This is a genomic window from Marivita hallyeonensis (genome assembly GCF_900129875.1).
Lineage (GTDB): Bacteria > Pseudomonadota > Alphaproteobacteria > Rhodobacterales > Rhodobacteraceae > Marivita > Marivita hallyeonensis.
In genome coordinates this window covers 188830-208981 of the sequence record NZ_FQXC01000001.1, presented here as the reverse complement: position 1 = coordinate 208981, position 20152 = coordinate 188830, and the positions used below count along the sequence as shown (strand labels likewise).

General features: G+C 61.6%; 16 protein-coding genes. 6 read left to right on the top strand and 10 right to left on the bottom strand.

Annotated features, from left to right (window positions below):
• Nucleotides 1-3: 3 nt before the first annotated feature.
• Together BUA42_RS00990 and BUA42_RS00985 are read right to left on the bottom strand one after the other, a co-directional pair.
• The gene (locus BUA42_RS00990; protein ID WP_245818961.1) at nt 4-759 is read right to left on the bottom strand and encodes an ABC transporter ATP-binding protein; all 756 of its coding nucleotides are present in this window, start codon (nt 757-759) and stop codon (nt 4-6) included.
• 190 nt (nt 760-949) lie between these two features.
• Entirely contained in the window at nt 950-2923 is a 1974-nt protein-coding gene (locus tag BUA42_RS00985) for an AMP-binding protein (RefSeq protein WP_245818915.1), read from the bottom strand.
• A 206-nt stretch (nt 2924-3129) separates the two neighbouring features.
• Between BUA42_RS00985 and BUA42_RS00980 the strand changes: the two genes are divergently transcribed.
• Genes BUA42_RS00980 through BUA42_RS00970 form a run of 3 tightly spaced genes read left to right on the top strand, consistent with a single transcriptional unit; the run spans nt 3130 to nt 6309 of the window.
• Nucleotides 3130-3720 (top strand): 2-hydroxychromene-2-carboxylate isomerase, encoded by a 591-nt coding sequence (locus tag BUA42_RS00980; RefSeq protein ID WP_072775843.1) that lies wholly within the window; start codon nt 3130-3132, stop codon nt 3718-3720.
• Nucleotides 3713-5611 (top strand): hybrid sensor histidine kinase/response regulator, encoded by a 1899-nt coding sequence (locus tag BUA42_RS00975; protein ID WP_084066058.1) that lies wholly within the window; start codon nt 3713-3715, stop codon nt 5609-5611. Before BUA42_RS00980 ends, BUA42_RS00975 begins: the two co-directional genes overlap by 8 nt.
• Nucleotides 5608-6309, top strand: coding sequence for a response regulator transcription factor (locus BUA42_RS00970; RefSeq protein WP_072775842.1), 702 nt, complete (start codon nt 5608-5610; stop codon nt 6307-6309). The genes BUA42_RS00975 and BUA42_RS00970 overlap by 4 nt, the downstream gene beginning before the upstream one ends.
• Here the strand turns inward: BUA42_RS00970 and BUA42_RS21030 are convergent.
• The 7 genes from BUA42_RS21030 to leuS all read right to left on the bottom strand — a co-directional run bounded on the left by BUA42_RS21030 (nt 6306) and on the right by leuS (nt 15477).
• On the bottom strand, nt 6306-6467 hold the full coding sequence (locus BUA42_RS21030; RefSeq protein ID WP_178346819.1) for a hypothetical protein: 162 nt from the start codon (nt 6465-6467) through the stop codon (nt 6306-6308). The genes BUA42_RS00970 and BUA42_RS21030 overlap by 4 nt on opposite strands.
• 24 nt (nt 6468-6491) lie before the next feature.
• Nucleotides 6492-7691 (bottom strand): hydantoinase/carbamoylase family amidase, encoded by a 1200-nt coding sequence (locus tag BUA42_RS00965; protein WP_072775841.1) that lies wholly within the window; start codon nt 7689-7691, stop codon nt 6492-6494.
• A 146-nt stretch (nt 7692-7837) separates the two neighbouring features.
• Nucleotides 7838-10606: a formate dehydrogenase subunit alpha gene (fdhF, locus tag BUA42_RS00960; protein WP_072775840.1), complete on the bottom strand. Its 2769-nt coding sequence runs from the start codon at nt 10604-10606 to the stop codon at nt 7838-7840.
• A gap of 152 nt (nt 10607-10758) precedes the next feature.
• The gene (locus BUA42_RS00955) at nt 10759-11343 is read right to left on the bottom strand and encodes a glutathione S-transferase family protein (protein WP_072775839.1); all 585 of its coding nucleotides are present in this window, start codon (nt 11341-11343) and stop codon (nt 10759-10761) included.
• A 39-nt stretch (nt 11344-11382) separates the two neighbouring features.
• Nucleotides 11383-12408, bottom strand: a complete 1026-nt coding sequence (gene holA, locus BUA42_RS00950) for a DNA polymerase III subunit delta (protein WP_072775838.1) — start codon at nt 12406-12408, stop codon at nt 11383-11385.
• Nucleotides 12405-12899: an LPS assembly lipoprotein LptE gene (gene lptE / locus BUA42_RS00945; protein ID WP_072775837.1), complete on the bottom strand. Its 495-nt coding sequence runs from the start codon at nt 12897-12899 to the stop codon at nt 12405-12407. The genes holA and lptE overlap by 4 nt, the downstream gene beginning before the upstream one ends.
• Nucleotides 12886-15477 (bottom strand): leucine--tRNA ligase, encoded by a 2592-nt coding sequence (gene leuS, locus BUA42_RS00940; RefSeq protein WP_072775836.1) that lies wholly within the window; start codon nt 15475-15477, stop codon nt 12886-12888. The genes lptE and leuS overlap by 14 nt, the downstream gene beginning before the upstream one ends.
• A 202-nt stretch (nt 15478-15679) precedes the next feature.
• Here leuS and BUA42_RS00935 point away from each other — a divergent pair, with 202 nt between their 5' ends.
• Entirely contained in the window at nt 15680-16810 is a 1131-nt protein-coding gene (locus BUA42_RS00935; RefSeq protein ID WP_072775835.1) for a Hint domain-containing protein, read from the top strand.
• A 132-nt stretch (nt 16811-16942) separates the two neighbouring features.
• Nucleotides 16943-18205, top strand: coding sequence for a glycosyltransferase family 4 protein (locus BUA42_RS00930; RefSeq protein WP_072775834.1), 1263 nt, complete (start codon nt 16943-16945; stop codon nt 18203-18205).
• A gap of 121 nt (nt 18206-18326) precedes the next feature.
• Here the strand turns inward: BUA42_RS00930 and BUA42_RS00925 are convergent, their stop codons facing one another.
• Nucleotides 18327-18836 carry a DUF3576 domain-containing protein gene (locus BUA42_RS00925; RefSeq protein WP_072775833.1) on the bottom strand — a complete coding sequence of 170 codons (510 nt, stop codon included), beginning with the start codon at nt 18834-18836 and terminating at the stop codon, nt 18327-18329.
• 271 nt (nt 18837-19107) lie between these two features.
• Between BUA42_RS00925 and BUA42_RS00920 the strand changes: the two genes are divergently transcribed.
• Nucleotides 19108-20103 carry a porin gene (locus BUA42_RS00920; RefSeq protein WP_072775832.1) on the top strand — a complete coding sequence of 332 codons (996 nt, stop codon included), beginning with the start codon at nt 19108-19110 and terminating at the stop codon, nt 20101-20103.
• Nucleotides 20104-20152 lie beyond the last annotated feature (49 nt).

Here is a 20152-nt window from a genome sequence, read left to right as displayed (position 1 = left end):
CCCCTAATGCGGCACGCCAAGATAGGCGTCGATCACATCCTGATTGTTACGCACCTCTTCGGGTGTCCCGTCGCCGATCTTCTTGCCGTAATCCATCACGACCACTCGGTCTGACAGGTCCATCACCACGCCCATGTCGTGCTCGATCAGGCAGATGGTGGTGCCGAATTCGTCGTTCACATCGAGGACAAAGCGGCTCATGTCTTCTTTTTCCTCGACGTTCATGCCCGCCATCGGTTCATCGAGCAGCAAGAGCGACGGCTCCGCCGCCAGCGCCCGCGCCAGCTCGACGCGCTTTTTCAAACCATAAGGCAAACGACCCACCGGCGTTTTGCGGATATTCTGGATCTCAAGGAAATCGATCACCCGCTCGACCTTTTCGCGGTTCTCCATCTCCTCATTGCGCGCCTTCCCCCACCACAGGGCCTGGCTTGCGACACCCGCAGTCATGTGTGTAAGCCGTCCGGTCATGACGTTGTCGAGCACGGTCATCCCCTCGAACAGCGCGATATTCTGGAAGGTCCGCGCCACACCCTGCCGCGCCACCTCAAACGGCTTCATCGGTGGACGCTTCTGACCCTTGTACCAGACTTCGCCCTCGGACGGAGTATAGAAGCCCGAGATCACGTTCAGCATGGAGGATTTGCCCGCGCCATTCGGCCCGATGATTGCACGCACTTCGCCTTCGCGGATATCGAAACTGATATCCTGAATGGCCACCACCCCGCCGAAGCGCAACGTGATGTTTTTCATCTCCATCAGGGTGCCGCCAATCTGGCGACCGTCTGCGGTGACGTATCCTTCGGTGTCTTTCACGCGGCACCTCCTGCGCAGCCCAGGCCCGCGCTCAAGAATTTATTAGGGAGTTCAAAGAATCTTCGTACGAAGATTCTTGGGGTCACCCAGTAAATTCTGGGGCCCCGCGACGCTGAAGTAAGGCCGATCTCCATCATTCCGCCGCCAACTTCTGCGGCGTCGCGGGCACAACCTTGGCATCGCGGATTTCAAGCGTCGCCTTGATCTTGCCCTTGCGGCCATCTTCGTAGGTCACTTCGGTCTCGGTGTAGATCGAGGGTGAGCCATCGTAGAGCGCGTTCACAAGGTCTGCGAACTTCTCACCGATGATCTTGCGCCGCACTTTGCGGGTCCGGGTCAGCTCGCCGTCATCCGCATCCAGCTCCTTATGCAAAACAAGGAACCGGTGCACCTGACATCCAGACAGCATCGGGTCCTGCGCGATGCTGGCGTTCACCTCTTCGATATGGGCCTGGATCGTGTCGAGCACCTGCTTGTGCCCGGCAAGCTCCTGATAGGACGCATAGGCGATGTTGTTACGTTCGGCCCAGTTCCCAACCGCCGCCAGGTCGATATTGATAAATGCGCAGCAGCGGTCGCACCCGGCTCCGAACACCACCGCTTCAAGGATGTTCGGATAGAATTTCAGTTTATTCTCGACGTATTTCGGGGCGAACATCGCCCCATTGGCCATCGCGCCCACGTCCTTGGCCCGGTCGATGATACGCAGATGGCCTGTCGACTCTTCGATGAACCCGGCATCGCCTGTTGCGACCCAGCCCTCGGCATCCTTCGTGTCCGCTGTCGATTCCGCGTTTTTGTAGTATTCGACGAACACACCCGGCGACCGGTAGAACACTTCACCCGTGTCCGAGATCCTGATCTCGACCCCAGGCGACGGCACGCCCACGGTGTCCGACCGAACTTCGCCATCGGGCTGCTGGGTGATAAACACGGACGCCTCGGTCTGGCCGTACAGCTGCTTCAGGTTGATGCCCAAAGCGCGATAGAAATCAAAGATTTCCGGGCCGATGGCCTCGCCAGCCGTATAGCCAACCCGCACGTTGGAAAACCCAAGCGCGTTCTTTAACGGTCCATACACCATGACCTCGCCCAGCTTGTATTTCAGCCGGTCCATCGCACTCACGTCATGGCCGTCAAGGATCGCGGGCCCCACTTTCCGTGCGTGCTCCATGAAGTAATCGAACACCTTCTTCTTGAAAGTGCCGCTGTCCTCCATCCGGATCATGATCTGGGTGAGCTGTGTTTCAAACACGCGCGGCGGGGCAAAGTAGTAGGACGGCGCGATTTCGCGCAGGTCGGTCATCATCGTGTCCGGGCTTTCCGGACAGTTCACGCAGAAACCCGACCAATAGGCCTGCCCGATCGAGAAAATGAAATCACCGACCCAGGCCATCGGCAGATAGGCCAGCACCTCGTCATCGACCTTCAGATGATCGAACTCTGAAGACGCCTTCGCGGTCTCGATGATGTTGCGGTTCGACAGGACCACACCCTTGGGCTTGCCCGTCGTCCCCGAGGTATAGAGCATCACGCAGGTGTCGTCGTACCCCAGCTTGGACCGACGCGCGTCCAGTTCCTTGATGAATTCCTCACGCGCCGCGCGGCCCTGTTCCTGCACATGGCTGAACTGGTGTAATCGCGTGTGGTCGTATTTCCGCAAGCCCCGCGGATCGAGGTAGATCATGTGCTCGAACTGGTGCAGATCGTCCTGAATCTCGATGACCTTGTCGACCTGCTCCTGGTCGCTGACGATGGCAAAGCGCGCGCCGCAATGGGCCAGCACATACTCCATCTCTTCGGCAACAGCGTCCTGGTAAAGCGGCACCGGGATCGCGCCCACCGATTGCGCGGCGACCATCGACCAGTAGAGATATGGCCGGTTCCGGCCAATGATGGCGATGAAGTCGCCTTCGTTGACGCCAAGGTTCAACAACCCAAGAGCCAGCTCTTCGACCTCCTTGGCGGTCTCCGCCCAGGTCCAGCTTTGCCAGATGCCGTACTCTTTTTCGCGATAGGCAGGCGAGTTGCCGTATTGCGTCGCATTGCGTGCCAATAACGCAGGAACCGAGCGCAGCCCCTCTGCGCCCTCGGTCAAGTGTGCCAAAGCTTTTCCTCCCCTTGCCCGGGTTTCCCCGAACGGGTCGCGTGTGCCGCGACTCTGTCTCAAGATTGGACAGAAGGTAGGGTGGAGGTCAACTTTTTCGCGAAGTTTTCTCAATCCTTACGAATTGTAACAGCGCGCGCCACCGCTTGACTCGGGTCGCGCCGACGGAAACCCTAGATCCCGTGCTGCATGGGAGGAATGAACACATGAAGCTGGAGTTCTGGTTCGAATTCGCCTCGACCTATTCCTACCTGACCGCGATGCGCCTTCCCGACGAGGCCGCCAAACGCGGGATCGAGGTCACATGGCGGCCCTTTCTGCTGGGTCCGATCTTCGCAGCCCAGGGACTCGAAACAACGCCCTTTCTCGTTTATCCGATGAAGGGGCGCTACCTGCTGCGCGACATGGACCGCCGGGCGCGCGCGTTGGGTCTCGAATTCTACTTGCCCGATACGTTTCCACAGAACGGCCTTCTTGCCGCCCGGGTCGCCACCGCCGCCTTGCCGGACCCGGCAGGTATGCGCTTTTGCCAAAACGTGTATCAGGCCGAATTCGCCCACGGACAGACCATCGCGGATCCGGATGTGGTTGCGCGCTGCGCCAAGGACGCCGGGCTCGACGCCGAAATCCTCGATCGCGCGCAGACTGACCCGGTCAAACAAGCCCTGCGCGCCACAACGGAAGAGGCCTTGTCGCGCGGCATCTTCGGCGCGCCCTCTTTCACCGTCGGCGACGAGTTGTTCTGGGGCGATGATCGGCTCGAAGATGCGTTCGACTGGGCCGCAAAACATGGCTGACCGCCCGCAGACCGACGCGCTTGTTCAGGCGGGCCTGAACCTCATCGGGCAAGCGTTGTCGATCTATGACAGTGACCTGAAACTCGCCGTCTGCAACACCCGCTTTGCCGAGATGTTCGATCTTCCCGGCAATCTCACCCAACCCGGCGCGGATTTCGCCGACACGATCCGGCACCTCGTGCTGGCGGGCGAGTATGGCCCTGTCGACGACATCGACGGCTTTATCCAGACCCGTGTCGATCAGGCCCGCGCGTTCCAGCCGCATTACATGGAACGGACGCGTGCCAATGGGCGCACGATCAGCGTCGAAGGCGCGCCGCTGCCGCAGGGCGGGTGGGTTACGGTCTACACCGACATCACGGCGATGAAATCGCAGGAACAGCTGCTCCGCACCCGGTCAGAGCTGCTGTCTGAAGAAGTGCTTGCCCGGTCCGAAGAGCTCGCCGCCACCAACCGCAAACTCGCCGCCACCGTTTCCGCACTGGAAGAAGCCCAACGCGAATTGACCGAGATGGAGGCCCGCACCCGCCTCACAACTGAGATGATGCCCGCCCATATCGCCCATGTCGACAGCGCCGGGCGCTATACGTTCTCGAACCGCAAGCTCTCGGCGGTGATGCCGGGCCGCCCGGCACAGATCGAAGGATTGCACATCTCCGAAGCACTCGGGGCCGACGCCTATGCGCGCGTTCTGCCACATCTGCAAATGGCCCTCTCGGGCGATCCTTCGACCTTCGAATTCACCGACACGCTCAGCTCGCGCCGCATCCGCGCGGCGTTTACACCGGACGAGTCCGAAAACGGCGTCTACATCCTGTCGATGGACGTGACCGAAGAAACGCAGGCCCGCGCTGCCCTACAGCAGACACGCCGCCGCGAGATGGCGGCGCAACTCACCTCCGGTCTCGCGCATGACTTTTCAAACCTGCTCACCATCATCCTCGGCATGCAGTCCAAACTCGCCCGCATGGACCTGCCGCCACAGGCTGACCCGCTCATCACGGCCACGCTTCAGGCGGCCCGTCGCGGCGGCGATCTGCTCAACCGCATCGCCGACATCACAGCACACCGTGCGTGGCGACCCGAACCGCTGCAGGTCACGGCGTTTCTCAACGATCTCGAAACACTCGCCACCCCGTCATTGCCGCCTTCGATCTCTCTCAGGATCGAAAACAAGGTGGACACGCGCGTCCATCTCGACCCCGGCCAGCTTCAGGACAGCCTGCTGAACCTGATCCTCAACGCGCGGGATGCCTGCGGGGAAAGCGGCACCATCGCGCTGTCCGCCACAGAGGTGCGGGACACCTGGATCGATTTCACCGTCGAAGACAGTGGCGGGGGATTCTCACCCGATGCGCTCCAACATGCGCTGGACCCGTTTTACACGACGAAAGGTGACAAAGGCTCCGGCCTCGGCCTGTCCATGGTGTACGACACGGCAAAGCTCGCCGGTGGCCAGCTTCAGATCGGCAACGCGCAGCACGGGGCGCGGGTGACACTGCGCCTGCCCTTGCGCCACGCGCCGACCCACAGGGCGACCGACCTTGTCCTCCTGGTCGAGGACAGCCCCGACCTGCGCACGACCATCCGCGATATGCTGACCAGCCTCGGCCACAGCGTGATCGAGGCGACCTCGGTCGACGAAGCCTGCGCGCTCGCGCGCGGCGTGCCCGATATCTCGTTTGTCTTCTCTGACCTCTCGCTCGAGGGGGACCGGCTCGGAACCGACCTCGTCTCCGCCTTGCCCAACAAACCCGTCTACCTGACCACGTCCCTGCCGCCGACGGACCCGCGTCACCAAGAGGCTGTGGCCCGCGCACCGCTCCTTCCGAAACCCTTCGACAAGCCCGCCCTTGCCGCCTTCCTCGGACATCAAGCCGCACTCCCATGAACAAACCGTTGATCACCATCCTCGACGACGAACCCGCGATCCGCTCGATGCTCTCCGAGGCGCTGCAGGACGCCGGCTACGAGACAAAAACCTTCGCCCGCGCGACAGAATTCGAACAGGCGCTGCGCCGCACGACACCTGATGTCTGCCTTGTCGACCTTGGCCTGCCCGACCGCGACGGCCTCAGCCTCGTACACCGCCTCGCCCTCGAACAGGGTGCCACCGTCATCATCATCTCGGGACGCGCGCAGGTGCAGGACAAGATCACCGGTCTGGAGTTGGGCGCTGACGACTACATCATCAAACCCTTCGACCCGGCCGAGGTCGTGGCCCGCGTCCGCGCCCGTCTGCGCACCCGCGCAACCCCCACCCCAACCGGCCAGACCGCAAAGTTCAACGGGTGGACAGCGCATTTCGACCGGTATTCGCTGGAAGATGCAGAGGGCACAGAAACGCCCTTTTCCCATGCCGAGGGCGAAGTTCTGCGCCTTTTCCTGGAAAGCCCCAACCGCCTGATCACCCGCGACTACATGCAGGACACGCTCGGCGGTGCGGCTGGCGACAGCTTCGACCGCGCGATGGACGTCCGCATCTCGCGCCTGCGCACCAAACTGCGCGAGGACCCGAAAAACCCAAGACTGATCAAAACGATCTACGGCGCGGGTTACATCTTTCTGGGCGACGTGACCTGGGCTTAACCGCCCACCACCACACGAACCGAGGGCAAGACCGCCGCCGCGATGATCCCCACCACGGCCCCGATGCCGAACCGCACAAACGGCGCGCCAAGGCGCGGACCCGCAAAGCTCAATGCGCCACAGATCAGCGCGTAAAACACCATTGCCGTAACATCCATCGCACTGGCCTCCTCTTGCCGTGGTCACCCCAAAGCTTGCACCGCCCGCGCCAGCACGCGCAAGCCCGTCACCAGATCGGCCTCGTCCGTGTCCTCGCCGAACGCATGGCTGATGCCACCGATTGACGGCACGAACAGCATCGCGACAGGCATCAACCGCGACACATTCGTCGCATCATGCAGCGCGCCAGACGGCATCACGCGCCAGCGCCCCGGCACCTGCGCCTCAGCCGCTTCTTCCAGCGCCCCACGCAGCCGCGCATCCATCTCCACAGGCTCCAGCCCGAGCAACGGCCCAAAGCTCAGATCAAACCCACCGGACGCCGCGACCTCCCCAGCCGTCTCTCGGATGATTGCCTCCATCCGTGATAGCCGATCCGCATCGCCATCCCTCCACTGCATCGAAAACGTCACCCTGCCGGGAACAATGGACGACGCATTCGGATGCAGCGCCACATGTCCGATCGTCCAGACCGTGCGCGGCGTGACCACATTGGCGAACCGCTCGGCCAACATCCCGTTGAACCGCGCCAACGCCTGGAACGCATCGCGCCGCCCCTGCATCGGCGTGGTGCCCGCGTGATTCTGCTCCCCTTCGAAGGTGATCTTCATGTCGCGAATGCCGACAATCGCACCGACCACGCCAATCGCCTCATCCGCCCGATCAAGCACCGGCCCCTGCTCGATGTGCATCTCCAGGAACCCGCTGAACCGCGCCGGATCGACGAAATCAGCCGCGCGTCCCTGCATCCCGGCCCGCGCCGCGCCAAACGTCACCCCATCGCGGTCCTTCAGCGCATCCGCTTCGGCCAGACCGATCCCGCCCGACCACACGGCCGATCCGGTCGTCACTCCAAACCGGCCCTCTTCATCCTGAAACGACACGACGGACACGGGCGGCCCACCCGCCGCCGCAGCCGCGCGCGCAATCTCCAGCCCGGCGATCACACCCAAAGCGCCATCGAGCCACCCACCTTCGGGCTGACTGTCCGTATGCGATCCCAACAACAGGGATCGCCCCTCTGCCAACCCAAAGACCGATCCGATCGGATCGACATGCACGTCCAACCCGGCCTCCCTGATCCGCTCGGCCAACCATGCACGCGCCGCAATATCCGCCTCCGAATAGGCTGGCCGCACCACGCCCTTTCCCACACAGGACGCCCCAAACGCGCGCAACCTGTGCAGGTCCGCCAGAAAGCGCTCGGGTTGGATCGGCAGCATGAAGCCCCTCGCTTCTTCTTTTTCCAAATATGCCAGCACACCAGCGCAACAGGCGCAGCGCACTCTGATGCATCACGGTGCCAACCGGCCCGAGGCCAAAGGGCGCAAGCCCGACGCCGAGACATCAGGCGCGCGCCAGCGCTCCGCTACTCGGCGGCCAGCGCGCCACTTTCCGCTTTCTCGACCCGCACCGCCGAGAATTTGAACTCGGGGATTTTCCCGTAAGGATCGAGGGCCGAGTTGGTCAGGATATTCGCCGCCGCCTCGACATAGGCGAAGGGCAAGAAAACCATATCCGGCGCCACCGCCCGGTCCGCCCGGGCCATGACAACCACCGAACCCCGCTTCGTGGTCAGCCTGACGTGCCCGCCAGGATCCACGCCCAGCTGGCGCAAGGTCGAAGGATGCAGCGAACAATTCGCCTCCGGCTCCACCGCGTCCAGAACAGCGGACCGGCGCGTCATCGAACCCGTGTGCCAATGCTCCAACTGACGCCCGGTGGTCAGGATCATCGGATACTCCGCGTCCGGCACATCATCGGGTGCGATCACCGAGGCGGGCGTAAACCGCGCGCGGCCCTCTGGGCGCGGGAAGCCGTCGCCGAACACGATGGCCTGACCCGGATCCTCTGGCGACAGCGACGGGTAGGTCACGGCGTTTTCACGATCCAACCGATCCCAGGTGATATTCTCCAAAGACCGCATATTCCGCTTCATCTCGGCAAACACGTCCGCCGGGCTCTTGTAGTCCCATGCCATCCCGCAGCGCCGCGCGAGCTCTGTCGTGATCGCCCAATCCTCGCGCGCCTCGCCGGGAGGCGTCACCGCTGGCCGACCCATCTGCACCTGCCGGTTGGTGTTGGTCACCGTTCCCGACTTTTCAGCAAAGGCCGAAGCGGGCAGAATCACATCCGCATAATTCGCCGTTTCCGTCAGGAAGATGTCTTGCACCACCAGATGGTCCAGCTTTGCCAAAGCGTCCCGCGCATGTTCGACATCCGGGTCCGACATGGCCGGGTTTTCTCCCAGCACGTACATCGCCTTGATGTCACCCGTATGCACGGCATCCATGATCTCGGTGACCGTCAGACCTTTCTCATTCGAAAAGTCCCCCGATCCCCAGACCTCGGTAAAGGCCGACCGCACGCCGTCATCCATGACCGACTGGTAATCCGGCAGGAACATCGGGATCAGCCCCGCGTCAGACGCCCCCTGCACGTTGTTCTGCCCGCGTAGAGGGTGCAAACCCGTCCCCGGACGCCCGACATGACCGCACATCAGCGCCAGCGAGATCAAACAGCGCGAATTGTCCGTCCCGTGGATGTGCTGAGACACGCCCATGCCCCAAAAGATCATCCCCGCTTTCGCCGTCGCGAAGTCCCGTGCCACCGCGCGCAGCGTCTCGGCGTCGATGCCGCAGATCTCGGCCATCCGCTCAGGCGCGTAGTCTGCGAGATGCGCTTTTTCGGCGTCCCAATTCTCGGTGTAGCCTTCGATATACTGCTGGTCGTAGAGCCCTTCCTCGACAATCACATGCATGATCGCGTTGAGCATCGACACGTCCGCCCCCGGACGGAACTGCAGCATATGCGTCGCATGCCGCTTCAGCGCCTGCCCGCGCGGATCCATCACGATGAGCTTGCCGCCGCGTTTCGCGAACTGCTTGAAATAGGTCGCGGCCACGGGGTGGTTCTCCACCGGGTTCGCCCCGATCACGATGGCCACATCGGCATTCTCGATCTCGTTGAAGGTCGCGGTGACAGCACCTGATCCGACGTTTTCCAACAGCGCCGCAACCGAGGACGCATGGCACAGCCGTGTGCAATGATCGACGTTGTTGTGGCCAAAGCCCTGCCGGATGAATTTCTGGAACAGATATGCCTCTTCGTTCGTGCACTTGGCAGAGCCAAACCCGGCAACCTCGCGCCCCCGGCCCTTCAGGCCGTTCGCTGCAAAGTCCAGCGCCTCGTCCCACGACGCCTCGCGGAACACCTCTTGCCAGTTGTCCGGGTCCACGTTTAACCCCTTCGCAGGCGCATCCTCGCGCCGGATCAAAGGTTTGGTCAGACGGTGATCATGGTGGATGTAGTCGAACCCGAACCGCCCCTTGACGCACAATCGCCCCTCGTTTGCAGGCCCGTTGATCCCCTCGACATAAACAACCTTGTTGTCCTTGACCTTGAGCGAGACCTGACAACCGACACCGCAGAACGGACAGACGCTTTCGACCTCGCGATCATAGTCCCTGCTGTCGCCCACCTGCGCGGCATCGACCACCGTCGCGGGCATCAAGGCCCCGGTCGGGCAGGCCTGCACGCATTCACCACAGGCCACACAGGTCGAAGCGCCCATCGGGTCATCGAAATCGAACACCGGGTAGGCATCATGCCCGCGCCCTGCCATGCCGATCACGTCATTGACCTGCACCTCACGGCAGGCGCGCACGCACAGACCACACTGGATGCAGGCATCCAGATTGACCCGCATCGCAACATGGCTGTCATCGAGCAGCGGAATGCGTTCCGCCTCCAATGTCGGCAAGCGGCTTTCGGTCACGCCATTCGCCTCGGCCATGTCCCAAAGGTGCGACGACCGGTCATGCGCGGCCTCACGTTCCGGCTGGTCGGCCAAAAGCATCTCAACCACCATCTTGCGCGCGGATGTGGCGCGGGCGGAGTTGGTCGTCACCACCATGCCATCGACAGGTTCGCGAATGCAGGACGCCACAAGGGTCCGCTCGCCATCAACTTCCACCATGCAGGCGCGACAATTGCCGTCCGGCCGATACCCCGGCGCGGGCTTGTGACAGAGATGCGGGATCACGAGGCCACGCCCATTGGCGACCTCCCAGATCGTCTCGCCAGCGCGGGCTTCGACCTCTTCGCCGTCCAGTGTAAAGCGGATCAAATCTGCCATCGCGACCTCCCGTGTCGCGGGCAGTCTAATCGCATTTGAGCCTGCATGTGGATCGACAATCCCGACACCTCATGCCGGATTTGCGTCGAACAGCGTTTCCGATCCGACCCTTTGTTGCCCGCGGGGCGCAGGCGCGGTCAAACGCAAATTCCTTAGAGTGCCGCCGCGCGCTGAAACGCGGGCCGCTCGCGAAGTCGCCGCAGGTAATCCACCAGAACCTCGGGCGCGTCGGGAAATTTCGCGTTTCGCGCCCAACCCAAGCAATGCGCCAACAGAAAATCCGGAACCGTAGGGTCATCGCCCAGCAAACACTCTGACGCCATCTCGCCTGCGATCCGATGAAGGTTGCGACCAAACTCCGCTTTCAGGCTGTCCTTCACCTCCGGCACGCGCTGGTCTTCGGGCAGGATGAAACTGTGCCGCGCGGCAGTCCACAAGAGCGCGTCCACCTCGTCGAGGAGCCGAAAGGTCCAGGCATCCTGCCGCGCGCGCTCCAACGTCCCGGCCGGATACGTGAACGCCGCGTGCTTGTCGGCCAGGTAGGTCAGGATTGCCATCGAGTCGGGGATCACCGCATCACCATCGACCAGAACCGGCACCTTGCCCAACGGACTGAACGCCCGCACCTCGTCCGAACGCGGTGCGGCCGCCACGTGCTCATACGGCACGCCCAGCTCCTCTAACATCCACAAAGGCCGAAACGCCCGTGTCGCCCTGTTCCCAACCAATTTGTACATGTCCGCCCCTCGTTGGCCGGGCGTCCGCCCGGCACGTCGCTATTTGCGCCCCAGCATCGCCAGCCGGATAAACGCCCGTTCCACAATCGCAAAGGCCGGCCCGTGTTGCCCTGCGGAGCGCAGCGACAAGTCTGTTTCCAACAGCATCTGCAACGCCTGCTCCAACCGGTGCATGCCCCAGCCCGACGCCTGTCGCGCCATCCGGTCCCGGCGCGGTCCGAAGACAGGCGGCCTGAGCCGCCCCATGCCCTGCGCAACCCCGCCCGGATCGGACGCCGCCGCGTGCAGCGCCCGGAAATGCCGGGTCGCCATGATAAGAAGCGTCACCGCCGCCGTCCCCTGCGCGCCAAGGCGTGACATCACCGGGCCAATCTCTCCGGTGCGCCCTTCGGCCACGATGTTCAGCACGTCGTCCATATCCGCCTCAGTCGATCCCGGCGCGCAGAGCGTGACCTCCTCGGGGGACAACGCCCCCTCATCGCCCAGCTTGTAGAGCGCGATCTTCTCCAACGTCTGACGAAAATCCCCGGGATCCAGGTCGCGCGACAAAGAGGTCAGCATCTCCATCGCCGCGCCGTCCGGCCGCGCCAGACCGGCGCGCGTCAGTTCCGCCTCGATCTCCGCCCGGCTTGGCGGGTCGTTGTAAAGCGCCGCCGCATAGGCATTGGGGTGCCCCTCGAACAGCTTTCGCAACTGCGACTTTGCCGGAAGCTGCCCCGCTGTCACCACGATCTGAGCATCCCCCGGCTGCCAATCCTCGACCGCACCCGACACGATCTTTGCAACGGTGTCGTTGGCGTCTTCGACAAAGGCCACGCGTGGTCCGGGAAAGAACCCCACCGCCTTGATCGCATCACCCAGAAGCGCTGGTTCCTTGCGCAACTCCGCCGCTGGAATACGCGTCAGGCGCATCTCGCCTTCGCCTTCAGGGCCGATCAGCGCCGCAATCAATTCCTGCCGCTTCAGCGCAACCCGCATCGCGTCTTCACCATAGATCAGGATGCCCGTCTTCTCCGGGTCAGGCCGGGCAAAATACCCCGCCGCCTCGCGCGGGGGCAGCTTCACGGCGCGAGCCCCTCGGACGCAAGGATCAGCCGGTCCACGATCTCATCCGCGAGGATCACCATCAGCCGCGCCGTGGCGTCCCGTTCCGCCGCGAGTGTCGCCACCGTCGACCCGGTCGCCGAAAACCCGGTGAAGTTTTCCACCCGTCCCCGGCGCACCACCTCGTCCGTCTGTGTATCGCGCAAGGAATAGCTTGCCAGTCCGGTCAACCTGAACCGGTTCGTCGTGCCCTCGACCGACGTCGCAAGTCCCTGCCGCCGGATCTCGGATGTCACATTCAACACGTAGCGCCCGGCATCGTTGCGTCCGAAACGCTCTTCCAAACGTTGCGACAGGACAAACCCGTCACGGCGATTGGGGGCTTCGACCCGCAGGTTGTCCTGCAACACCGATGCTGAACCTTGCGGTCCGTACACCGGGGAAAACCCGCAGGCGGCACCTGCGAAAAGCGCCGAAAGCGCGATGAGCGCCTTGCGTCTATGCAACCACATTCACGATTCGACCGGGCACCACGATCACCTTCTTGGGGGCGGCACCATCAAGGGCGCGCACCACACCTTCGGTCGCCAGCGCCAGCTTTTCAACCTCGTCCTTGGGCAGGTCTTTCGCCACGGTGATCTCGTCCCGCCGCTTGCCGTTCACCTGAATGGGCAGCGTGACGGTGTCCTCGACCAGCATCGTTTCATCCGCGACGGGCCAAGGTGCATTGGCAATCAGGCCTTCGCCACCTTGGTGCGCCCAGATATCCTCGGCCAAATGCGGCGTCATCGGTGACATCAACTGCGCCAGCGTCATCACCGCCTGCCGCATCACAGGCTTTGAGGCCTTCGACTTCGACAGCGTATTGGTGAACGCATAAAGCTTGGCGATGGAGGCGTTAAAGCCAAAGCTTTCCACCCCATTGGTCACATCCCGGATCGCCTTGTGCATCTCTCGCAGCAGATCCTCATCGGCTGTGGCGTCGCCATCACCCTCGGCCATCGCGCCAATCCGGTCACACAGGCTCCAAACCCGACCCAGATGCTTCGCCGCCGCTTCGGCCCCGGACGCAGTCCATTCCACGTCCCGTTCTGGCGGCGAATCCGACAGCACAAACCACCGCGCAGTGTCGGCACCGTATTGCTGAATGATCGCGACAGGATCGACCACGTTGTTCTTGGACTTCGACATCTTGGCCGACGGAATGATCTCGACCTCGGTCCCGTCTTTCAGGAACCCCTTGCCGTCCCGCAGTTCGACGTTCTCCGGGTAGTGATACACAGGACGACCGTCCGTTCCGGTCGTCTTGTAAATCGCATGCGTCACCATCCCTTGCGTGAACAGCGCATCGAACGGCTCTTTGCACTTCTCCGGCAAATGCCCTGTGATGTGCATCGCCCGTGCGAAGAAGCGGGAATAGAGCAGGTGCAAAATCGCGTGCTCGATCCCACCGATATACTGGTCGACATTCATCCAGTATGCGGCCTCGGTCATATCCGTCGGCGTCTCGGCGCGTGGTGCGGTAAACCGCGCAAAATACCAGGACGAGTCGACAAAAGTGTCCATCGTATCCGTCTCGCGCTTTGCAGGCTGCCCGCATGAAGGGCATGGGCAATTGCGCCACGATGGATGGCGGTCCAGCGGGTTACCCGGAACCGAGAAATCAATCGCCGTGCCATCCTCGTCATAGGGCAGCGCAATCGGCAGGTTCTCTTTCTTCTCGGGCACCACACCGCAGGCGTCGCAGTGCACCACCGGGATCGGGCAACCCCAGTAGCGCTGGCGCGACAGCCCCCAATCCCGCAGGCGGAACTTCGTCACACCGTGACCCACACCGTTGGCCTCACAGAAGTCGATGGCGGCGTCGATCGCAGCCTCTCCGCTCTGCGCTTCTTCACCCGCGAACCCGTTGATGTAGCGCACCGTTTCGGTCTTGGGCGGCACGTAGGCCGGTCCGCCGTCTTCGGGCAGAATGAACGCGTCCTCGCCCATCGCAGGGACATAGGTGCTGATCACCGGCAGCTCGTACTTGCGCGCGAAATCGAGGTCACGCTGGTCATGCGCCGGACAGCCGAAAATCGCGCCCGTGCCGTAATCCATCAGGATGAAATTGGCGACATAGACTGGCAATTCCCACGCCGTATCAAATGGATGCCGCACGCGCAGCCCGGTGTCGAAGCCTTTCTTCTCGGCCTTCTCCAAGGCCTCTTCCGTGGTCCCACCCTTCCGGCATTCGGCGTTGAAAGCCGCCAGATCCGCGTTGTCTTTCTCAAGCTGCTTCGCCAACGGATGATCGGGCGAAATCCCGACAAAACTCGCACCGCGCAGGGTATCGGGCCGCGTCGTATAGACCTCGATCCGGTCAAACCCATCCGGTGCATCAATCGTTGAGAACGCGAACTGCAGGCCCCGCGATTTGCCGATCCAGTTCGCCTGCATCAGCTTGACCTTGGCAGGCCAGTCATCCAGCCCGTCGAGCGCGTCCAGCAACTCTTCGGACATATCGCTGATCTTGAAGAACCACTGCGTCAACTCGCGCCGCTCAACCTCCGCGCCCGACCGCCAGCCCTTGCCGTCGATGACCTGCTCGTTGGCCAGAACGGTCATATCGACCGGATCCCAGTTCACCACCGCGTTCTTTCGGTAGACCAGCCCGGCCTCCAGAAAATCGAGAAACAGCGCCTGCTGCTGCCCGTAATATTCAGGATCGCACGTTGCGAACATCCGGCTCCAGTCCAGGCCAAAGCCCAGCGGCTTCATCTGGCTGACCATCGTGTCGATGTTCGAATACGTCCAATCCTTCGGATGCCCACCGCTCGCCATTGCCGCGTTCTCTGCCGGCATACCGAACGCATCGAACCCCATCGGGTGCAGCACGTTGTGCCCGGTCGCCAGCTTGTACCGCGCGATCACGTCACCCATCGTGTAATTGCGCACATGGCCGATATGGATACGGCCCGACGGATACGGAAACATCTCAAGCACGTAGTATTTCGGCTTGTCGTCGCTGCGCACGGCGCGGAACGTCTGATGCTCTTCCCAGGCGGCCTGCCATTTCGGCTCAATGACAGAAGGGTCGTAACGCGACATGGGGCGTGTCCTTAGAAAACAAGCGAGTTGCAGCGGGTGATAGGCCGATGCCACAGGATCGTCCAGACCCACCCGGGCAGATCGTCCGCAGAGAGGGTGACACCAAAGCGACGTAACACCTCCCAAATATGGCCATTAATGCCGTGCAAACGTCTTTCACGCTACCGTCCTGCTGTTCTCAAAAGCCACCAATTGCGCGTTTATGCCCACATTCAATATCCAGGTCCTGACCGAAACTGACCTGCTTGCCAGCGGCGGGACGGTGGGAAGCAACGGCACCTTCGCGACCGCCGGCAGCACCTTCACTTACGACGCCGCAACCATGCCGTGGTTCACAATGCAGATCGTCGACAATGGTGCCGACACCACGACGCTGTCGGGCGATACTGATGGGGTCAACACCGATGGCAGCCCAAACAACGACAACGAGGGCGCAGACGGCGAAACCGGCGCGCTTTACGATCCCGATGGCAACCAGGTCGGTACATTCGGCGCTGTCGCATCTGACCGTTGGGGCGTGCTCGAGGGCAGCGATGGCTCAACTATCTTCATCTACGAGATCGAGAACTTCGACGACATAGATGTCTATGCCTTCAGTGAACCGCTGGTTGACGGTGTCACATACACCAACACGGCGCAGAACTCGCGGGATGCGGATATTCCGTATGCGCAGATGATCTGTCTCGCGCGCGGCACCCAGATCCTGACACCAGGGGGCTACACGCCGATCGAACGCCTAAAAGTCGGGGGGATCGTCGAAACTGTTGATCACGGCCCCCAACCCATCCGCTGGATCGCTAAGTCACAGGCAACATTCAACTCTGATATTGGCGCACCCCAAAAACGCCCGGTCAAAATCCGCGCAGGAACGGCAGGCAACTCACGCGATCTTCTGCTCTCGGCCCAGCATCGTGTAGTGGTCCGCATAAGCACGCCATCAGGACCAAGCGATGTCTTCGCAGTGTCTCGTCACCTGGCCGAAGAATTCGACGGGCGCATCCGTCCTGCCGCAGGCATCCGCTACATTACCTTTTACAATCTGCTGTTCGACAAACACGAGGTGATATTCGCTGACGGTGTTCAAGTGGAAAGCCTCTACCCCGGCCCGCAAACGCGGAATTTCCCCGACCTAGGCTGGTCAGCCGTGTTACAGCACAAATGGCCATCCGTTCTTGCCGCGGACTCGATAGAGGACGTCACACACGCGTACGGTCCTCTCGCCCGACAAGTGCTGAGCAGAAAAACGCTGCGCGCGGCACTGCTCGCAGGGAACCTTTCGTTCCCGGCCACATACGGCCTATCGCAGGCGCGTGCCCACGTGCAGGTTGGCTGAACCCGCGAAACACGGTCTGGCGCTGTTATACATTCCGGTTCCCGGTCCGCAGTGAACGCCCCCGCACGGCTATTGTGACGACAAAAGTAAAGGGGCATACCTAAGCCACAACAGATTTGCGGCAGTGCTTTTGTGAACATCCTCTTCATCCACCAGAATTTTCCCGGCCAGTTCAAACACCTCGCTCCGGCGCTGGCTGCGCGAGGGGATCAGGTGGTGGTGCTCACGCCCAAGGTGAAAGAACCCGCGAAATGGCGCGGCATCAACGTCCTGCCTTACGCGGTCAAAGGCGGTAGCACTCCTGGCATTCACCCGTGGCTCGTGGATTTTGAGACAAAGATCCTGCGTGGCACGGCATGCTACGATGCTGCCCTCGCCCTAAAGGAACGCGGCTTCACGCCCGATATCATCGTGGCGCATCACGGTTGGGGCGAAAGCCTGTTTCTCAAAGACGTCTGGCCCACGGCGCGGCTTGGTCTTTATTGCGAACTGTATCATCGCAGCGGCGGGTCCGACACGAATTTCGATCCCGAGTTTCCCAGCCACACACCGGCATACGATGCGTTACGACTACGCCTGAAGAACCTCAACAACCGACTGCACGAAGAAGTCATGGACGCGGGTCTCAGCCCGACACAATTCCAGGCCGGAACATTTCCCGAGCATTACAGGGATCGTATCACCGTCTGCCATGACGGCATCGACACCGATGTGGTCACAGAAAATCCGGGCGCCCGCCTCGACATAGCCGGCGGCCCGACGCTGACACCCGACAGCGAAGTGATTACCTTCATAAATCGCAATCTGGAGCCTTATCGCGGCTACCATATCTTCATGCGCGCCCTTCCCGAACTTCTGCGCCGCCGACCCAATGCGCAAGTCGTGATATTGGGAGGAAGCGACACCAGCTACGGCGCCAAACCCAAGAATGGAAAAACATGGAAACAGACGTTTTTCGACGAAGTCAGTCCGCAAATCGCCGAAAAGGACTGGGTTCGCGTGCACTATCTCGGTCGCGTTCCTTACGAGACATTCCTCTCTGTCCTGCAAGTCAGTTCAGTCCATGTCTACTTGACTTACCCCTTCGTCCTGTCGTGGTCACTCCTTGAAGCGATGAGCACAAAATGCGCGATTGTCGCGTCGGATACCGCGCCCGTGCACGAGGTCGTCCTTAATGGTGAGACCGGAGTGCTGGTCGACTTCTTCGACGCGTCGGCTATTGCCGAAGCAACATGCGGCCTTCTCGACGCGCCGGAACGGCGCGACATGCTCGGAAACAACGCCCGCCGCTTCGTCAGAGATCGATTTGATCTCAAACGGGTCTGTTTGCCGCGGCAACTGGGGTGGGTCGATGACCTTTTGGAAAGGCGTCCGGTGCGCCAGCCAATGGATTAAGCAGCCTCATCGCATAGGACTCTCGAATTCTCACGTAATTCGAGAACTCTAGAAGGTTGATGCGTCTACAGTACCGGCAAAACGGCTGCGCGAACGACAGTGTCACTCTGCATTACATCTATCAGAGACGGCTATCCTGCTGCCGCAGCTGACGTGCCCGCGAGAGAATGGCATCTTCGACGGCGCGCACCGTCGATGCGCTGGCCGGACCCGACCGGGTCATGAGCGCCACGTTCAACGACCGCGCATCAAGCGCCGGATCGTTGACGAGAATCGTTGCGCGATACGCCCGTCCTCCGCCCGGCGGTGTGCCGAATCCTGTGGTGATCACGCCGGTGAAGGGATCCACTGACTGAACCGGCAAGAAATCCAGGGTCTCAAGAGCGGCATTCCAGATGTACTTGTTGACCGCTCCGACCTGCCCCGCGTCGTTACGGGACCGGAAGTAATCGAACAGCGTCGTCTGCGCCCGATTGGGTCGACGTTCCTCCTGGATTTCATCCATGATTTCACTGGCTGGGCGTGTCTCGACCGGTTCGCGGTTGGAATTCCCGCCAAAAATCCCGCATCCAGAGACAAAAGCGGCAACAAACACGACGGCAAACCCGGTCCTGAAACGTGTCATTTCCATAAGAAACTGCCCTCAACTCTCTGTTTGCCTGCTGCTTTGCATACAAGCCGACGGGTGTTCCGACAAGCCGAACTTGGCCTTTGACCTAAGGCTGTGTTCTATCAGGAAGAAACCCGGGCCCGAGTCTTGTGGCAAATGAGCATCACAGATGGTCAAGTTGCCCGGGCATTGGTCGCACGACTTGCAAAGAACCCCCACCGGGGAGCATAGAAGCCTCAGCTAATCCGGACCTCCGGTTTGGTACGTGCCTTACGAACACATGAGGGAAAAAATGAAAAAGCTTCTTCTTGCTTCCACTGCGCTGGTTGCAACTGCTGGTATCGCAGCAGCGGACGATCCGTCCCACGTTGGTGCGCCGGGCGCCGGTAACATCTCAATCACTGGTTACGCCGAAATCGGTGTCATCGGCGGCGACCGTTACGGTGACGAAGCCCAGTTCCACACAGACATCGACGTCACCTTCTCCATGACAGGTGAGTCCGATGGTGGCCTGGCATTCGGTGCATCCGTCGATCTCGACGAAGCCGTGAAAGCGAACACTTTCGACGCCACCAAGCAGGGCGGCGAAGTTTACTTCCTGGCCTACGGCCCGCTGCGCCTCGACATGGGCGACACTGACGGCGCCTACGACGCTGCTCTGCAGGAAGTCGCTCTGGCCGGTGCATCCATCGCCGACGACGAAACCGAGCACTCGGGCTACAACGGTAACTCCGGCCTCGACGGCACACACGACGGTCAGATCGCTCGCGTGTCGTACTCCATGGCAGGCTTCACAGCTGGTCTGTCGGCAGAGATCGACGACTCCGGCGTTGACGATCCGGTTTGGGGCCTCGGCCTCCGCTATGTCACCGACTTCGGCGGCACCGCAATCGGCATCGGCCTCGGCTACCAGACAGTCGACCGTGACGTTCTGGCAGATGTTGACCTGATGGCCATCAGCCTTGACGCAACCTTCGCAAACGGTTTCCGCGCTGCAATCAACTACGCAGAAGCTGACATCGAAGGTCAGTCCGACAACGGCACATTCATCGGCGTTGGCGTTGGCTACACGATGAACGCTCTGTCCATCGGCGTGAACTACGGTGAGTACGAAGACTGGGCCGTGAACGTTGGCGCAGAAGACGCGTCCGGCTTCGGTATCGCAGCAACCTACGACTTGGGCGGCGGTCTCGCAGCTCACGTTGGTTACGGTTCCAGCGACGACGTTGACGGCATTGGTGCCAACGACGAAGACAGCTACTCCTTCGGTCTGTCGATGAGCTTCTAATTGCTCATAACCAGATTTGGTTAAGGAAAGAGCGGGCCTTGCGCCCGCT

Coding starts and splice junctions, on each gene's coding strand:
- fdhF (WP_072775840.1), bottom strand. CDS start 10,606: ATGGCAGATTTGATCCGCTTTACACTGGACGGCGAAGAGGTCGAAGCC.
- BUA42_RS21030 (WP_178346819.1), bottom strand. CDS start 6,467: ATGGATGTTACGGCAATGGTGTTTTACGCGCTGATCTGTGGCGCATTG.
- BUA42_RS00990 (WP_245818961.1), bottom strand. CDS start 759: ATGGAGATGAAAAACATCACGTTGCGCTTCGGCGGGGTGGTGGCCATT.
- BUA42_RS00920 (WP_072775832.1), top strand. CDS start 19,108: ATGAAAAAGCTTCTTCTTGCTTCCACTGCGCTGGTTGCAACTGCTGGT.
- leuS (WP_072775836.1), bottom strand. CDS start 15,477: ATGTCGCGTTACGACCCTTCTGTCATTGAGCCGAAATGGCAGGCCGCC.
- BUA42_RS00925 (WP_072775833.1), bottom strand. CDS start 18,836: ATGGAAATGACACGTTTCAGGACCGGGTTTGCCGTCGTGTTTGTTGCC.
- lptE (WP_072775837.1), bottom strand. CDS start 12,899: ATGTGGTTGCATAGACGCAAGGCGCTCATCGCGCTTTCGGCGCTTTTC.
- BUA42_RS00935 (WP_072775835.1), top strand. CDS start 15,680: ATGCCCACATTCAATATCCAGGTCCTGACCGAAACTGACCTGCTTGCC.
- BUA42_RS00980 (WP_072775843.1), top strand. CDS start 3,130: ATGAAGCTGGAGTTCTGGTTCGAATTCGCCTCGACCTATTCCTACCTG.
- BUA42_RS00955 (WP_072775839.1), bottom strand. CDS start 11,343: ATGTACAAATTGGTTGGGAACAGGGCGACACGGGCGTTTCGGCCTTTG.
- BUA42_RS00970 (WP_072775842.1), top strand. CDS start 5,608: ATGAACAAACCGTTGATCACCATCCTCGACGACGAACCCGCGATCCGC.
- BUA42_RS00965 (WP_072775841.1), bottom strand. CDS start 7,691: ATGCTGCCGATCCAACCCGAGCGCTTTCTGGCGGACCTGCACAGGTTG.
- BUA42_RS00975 (WP_084066058.1), top strand. CDS start 3,713: ATGGCTGACCGCCCGCAGACCGACGCGCTTGTTCAGGCGGGCCTGAAC.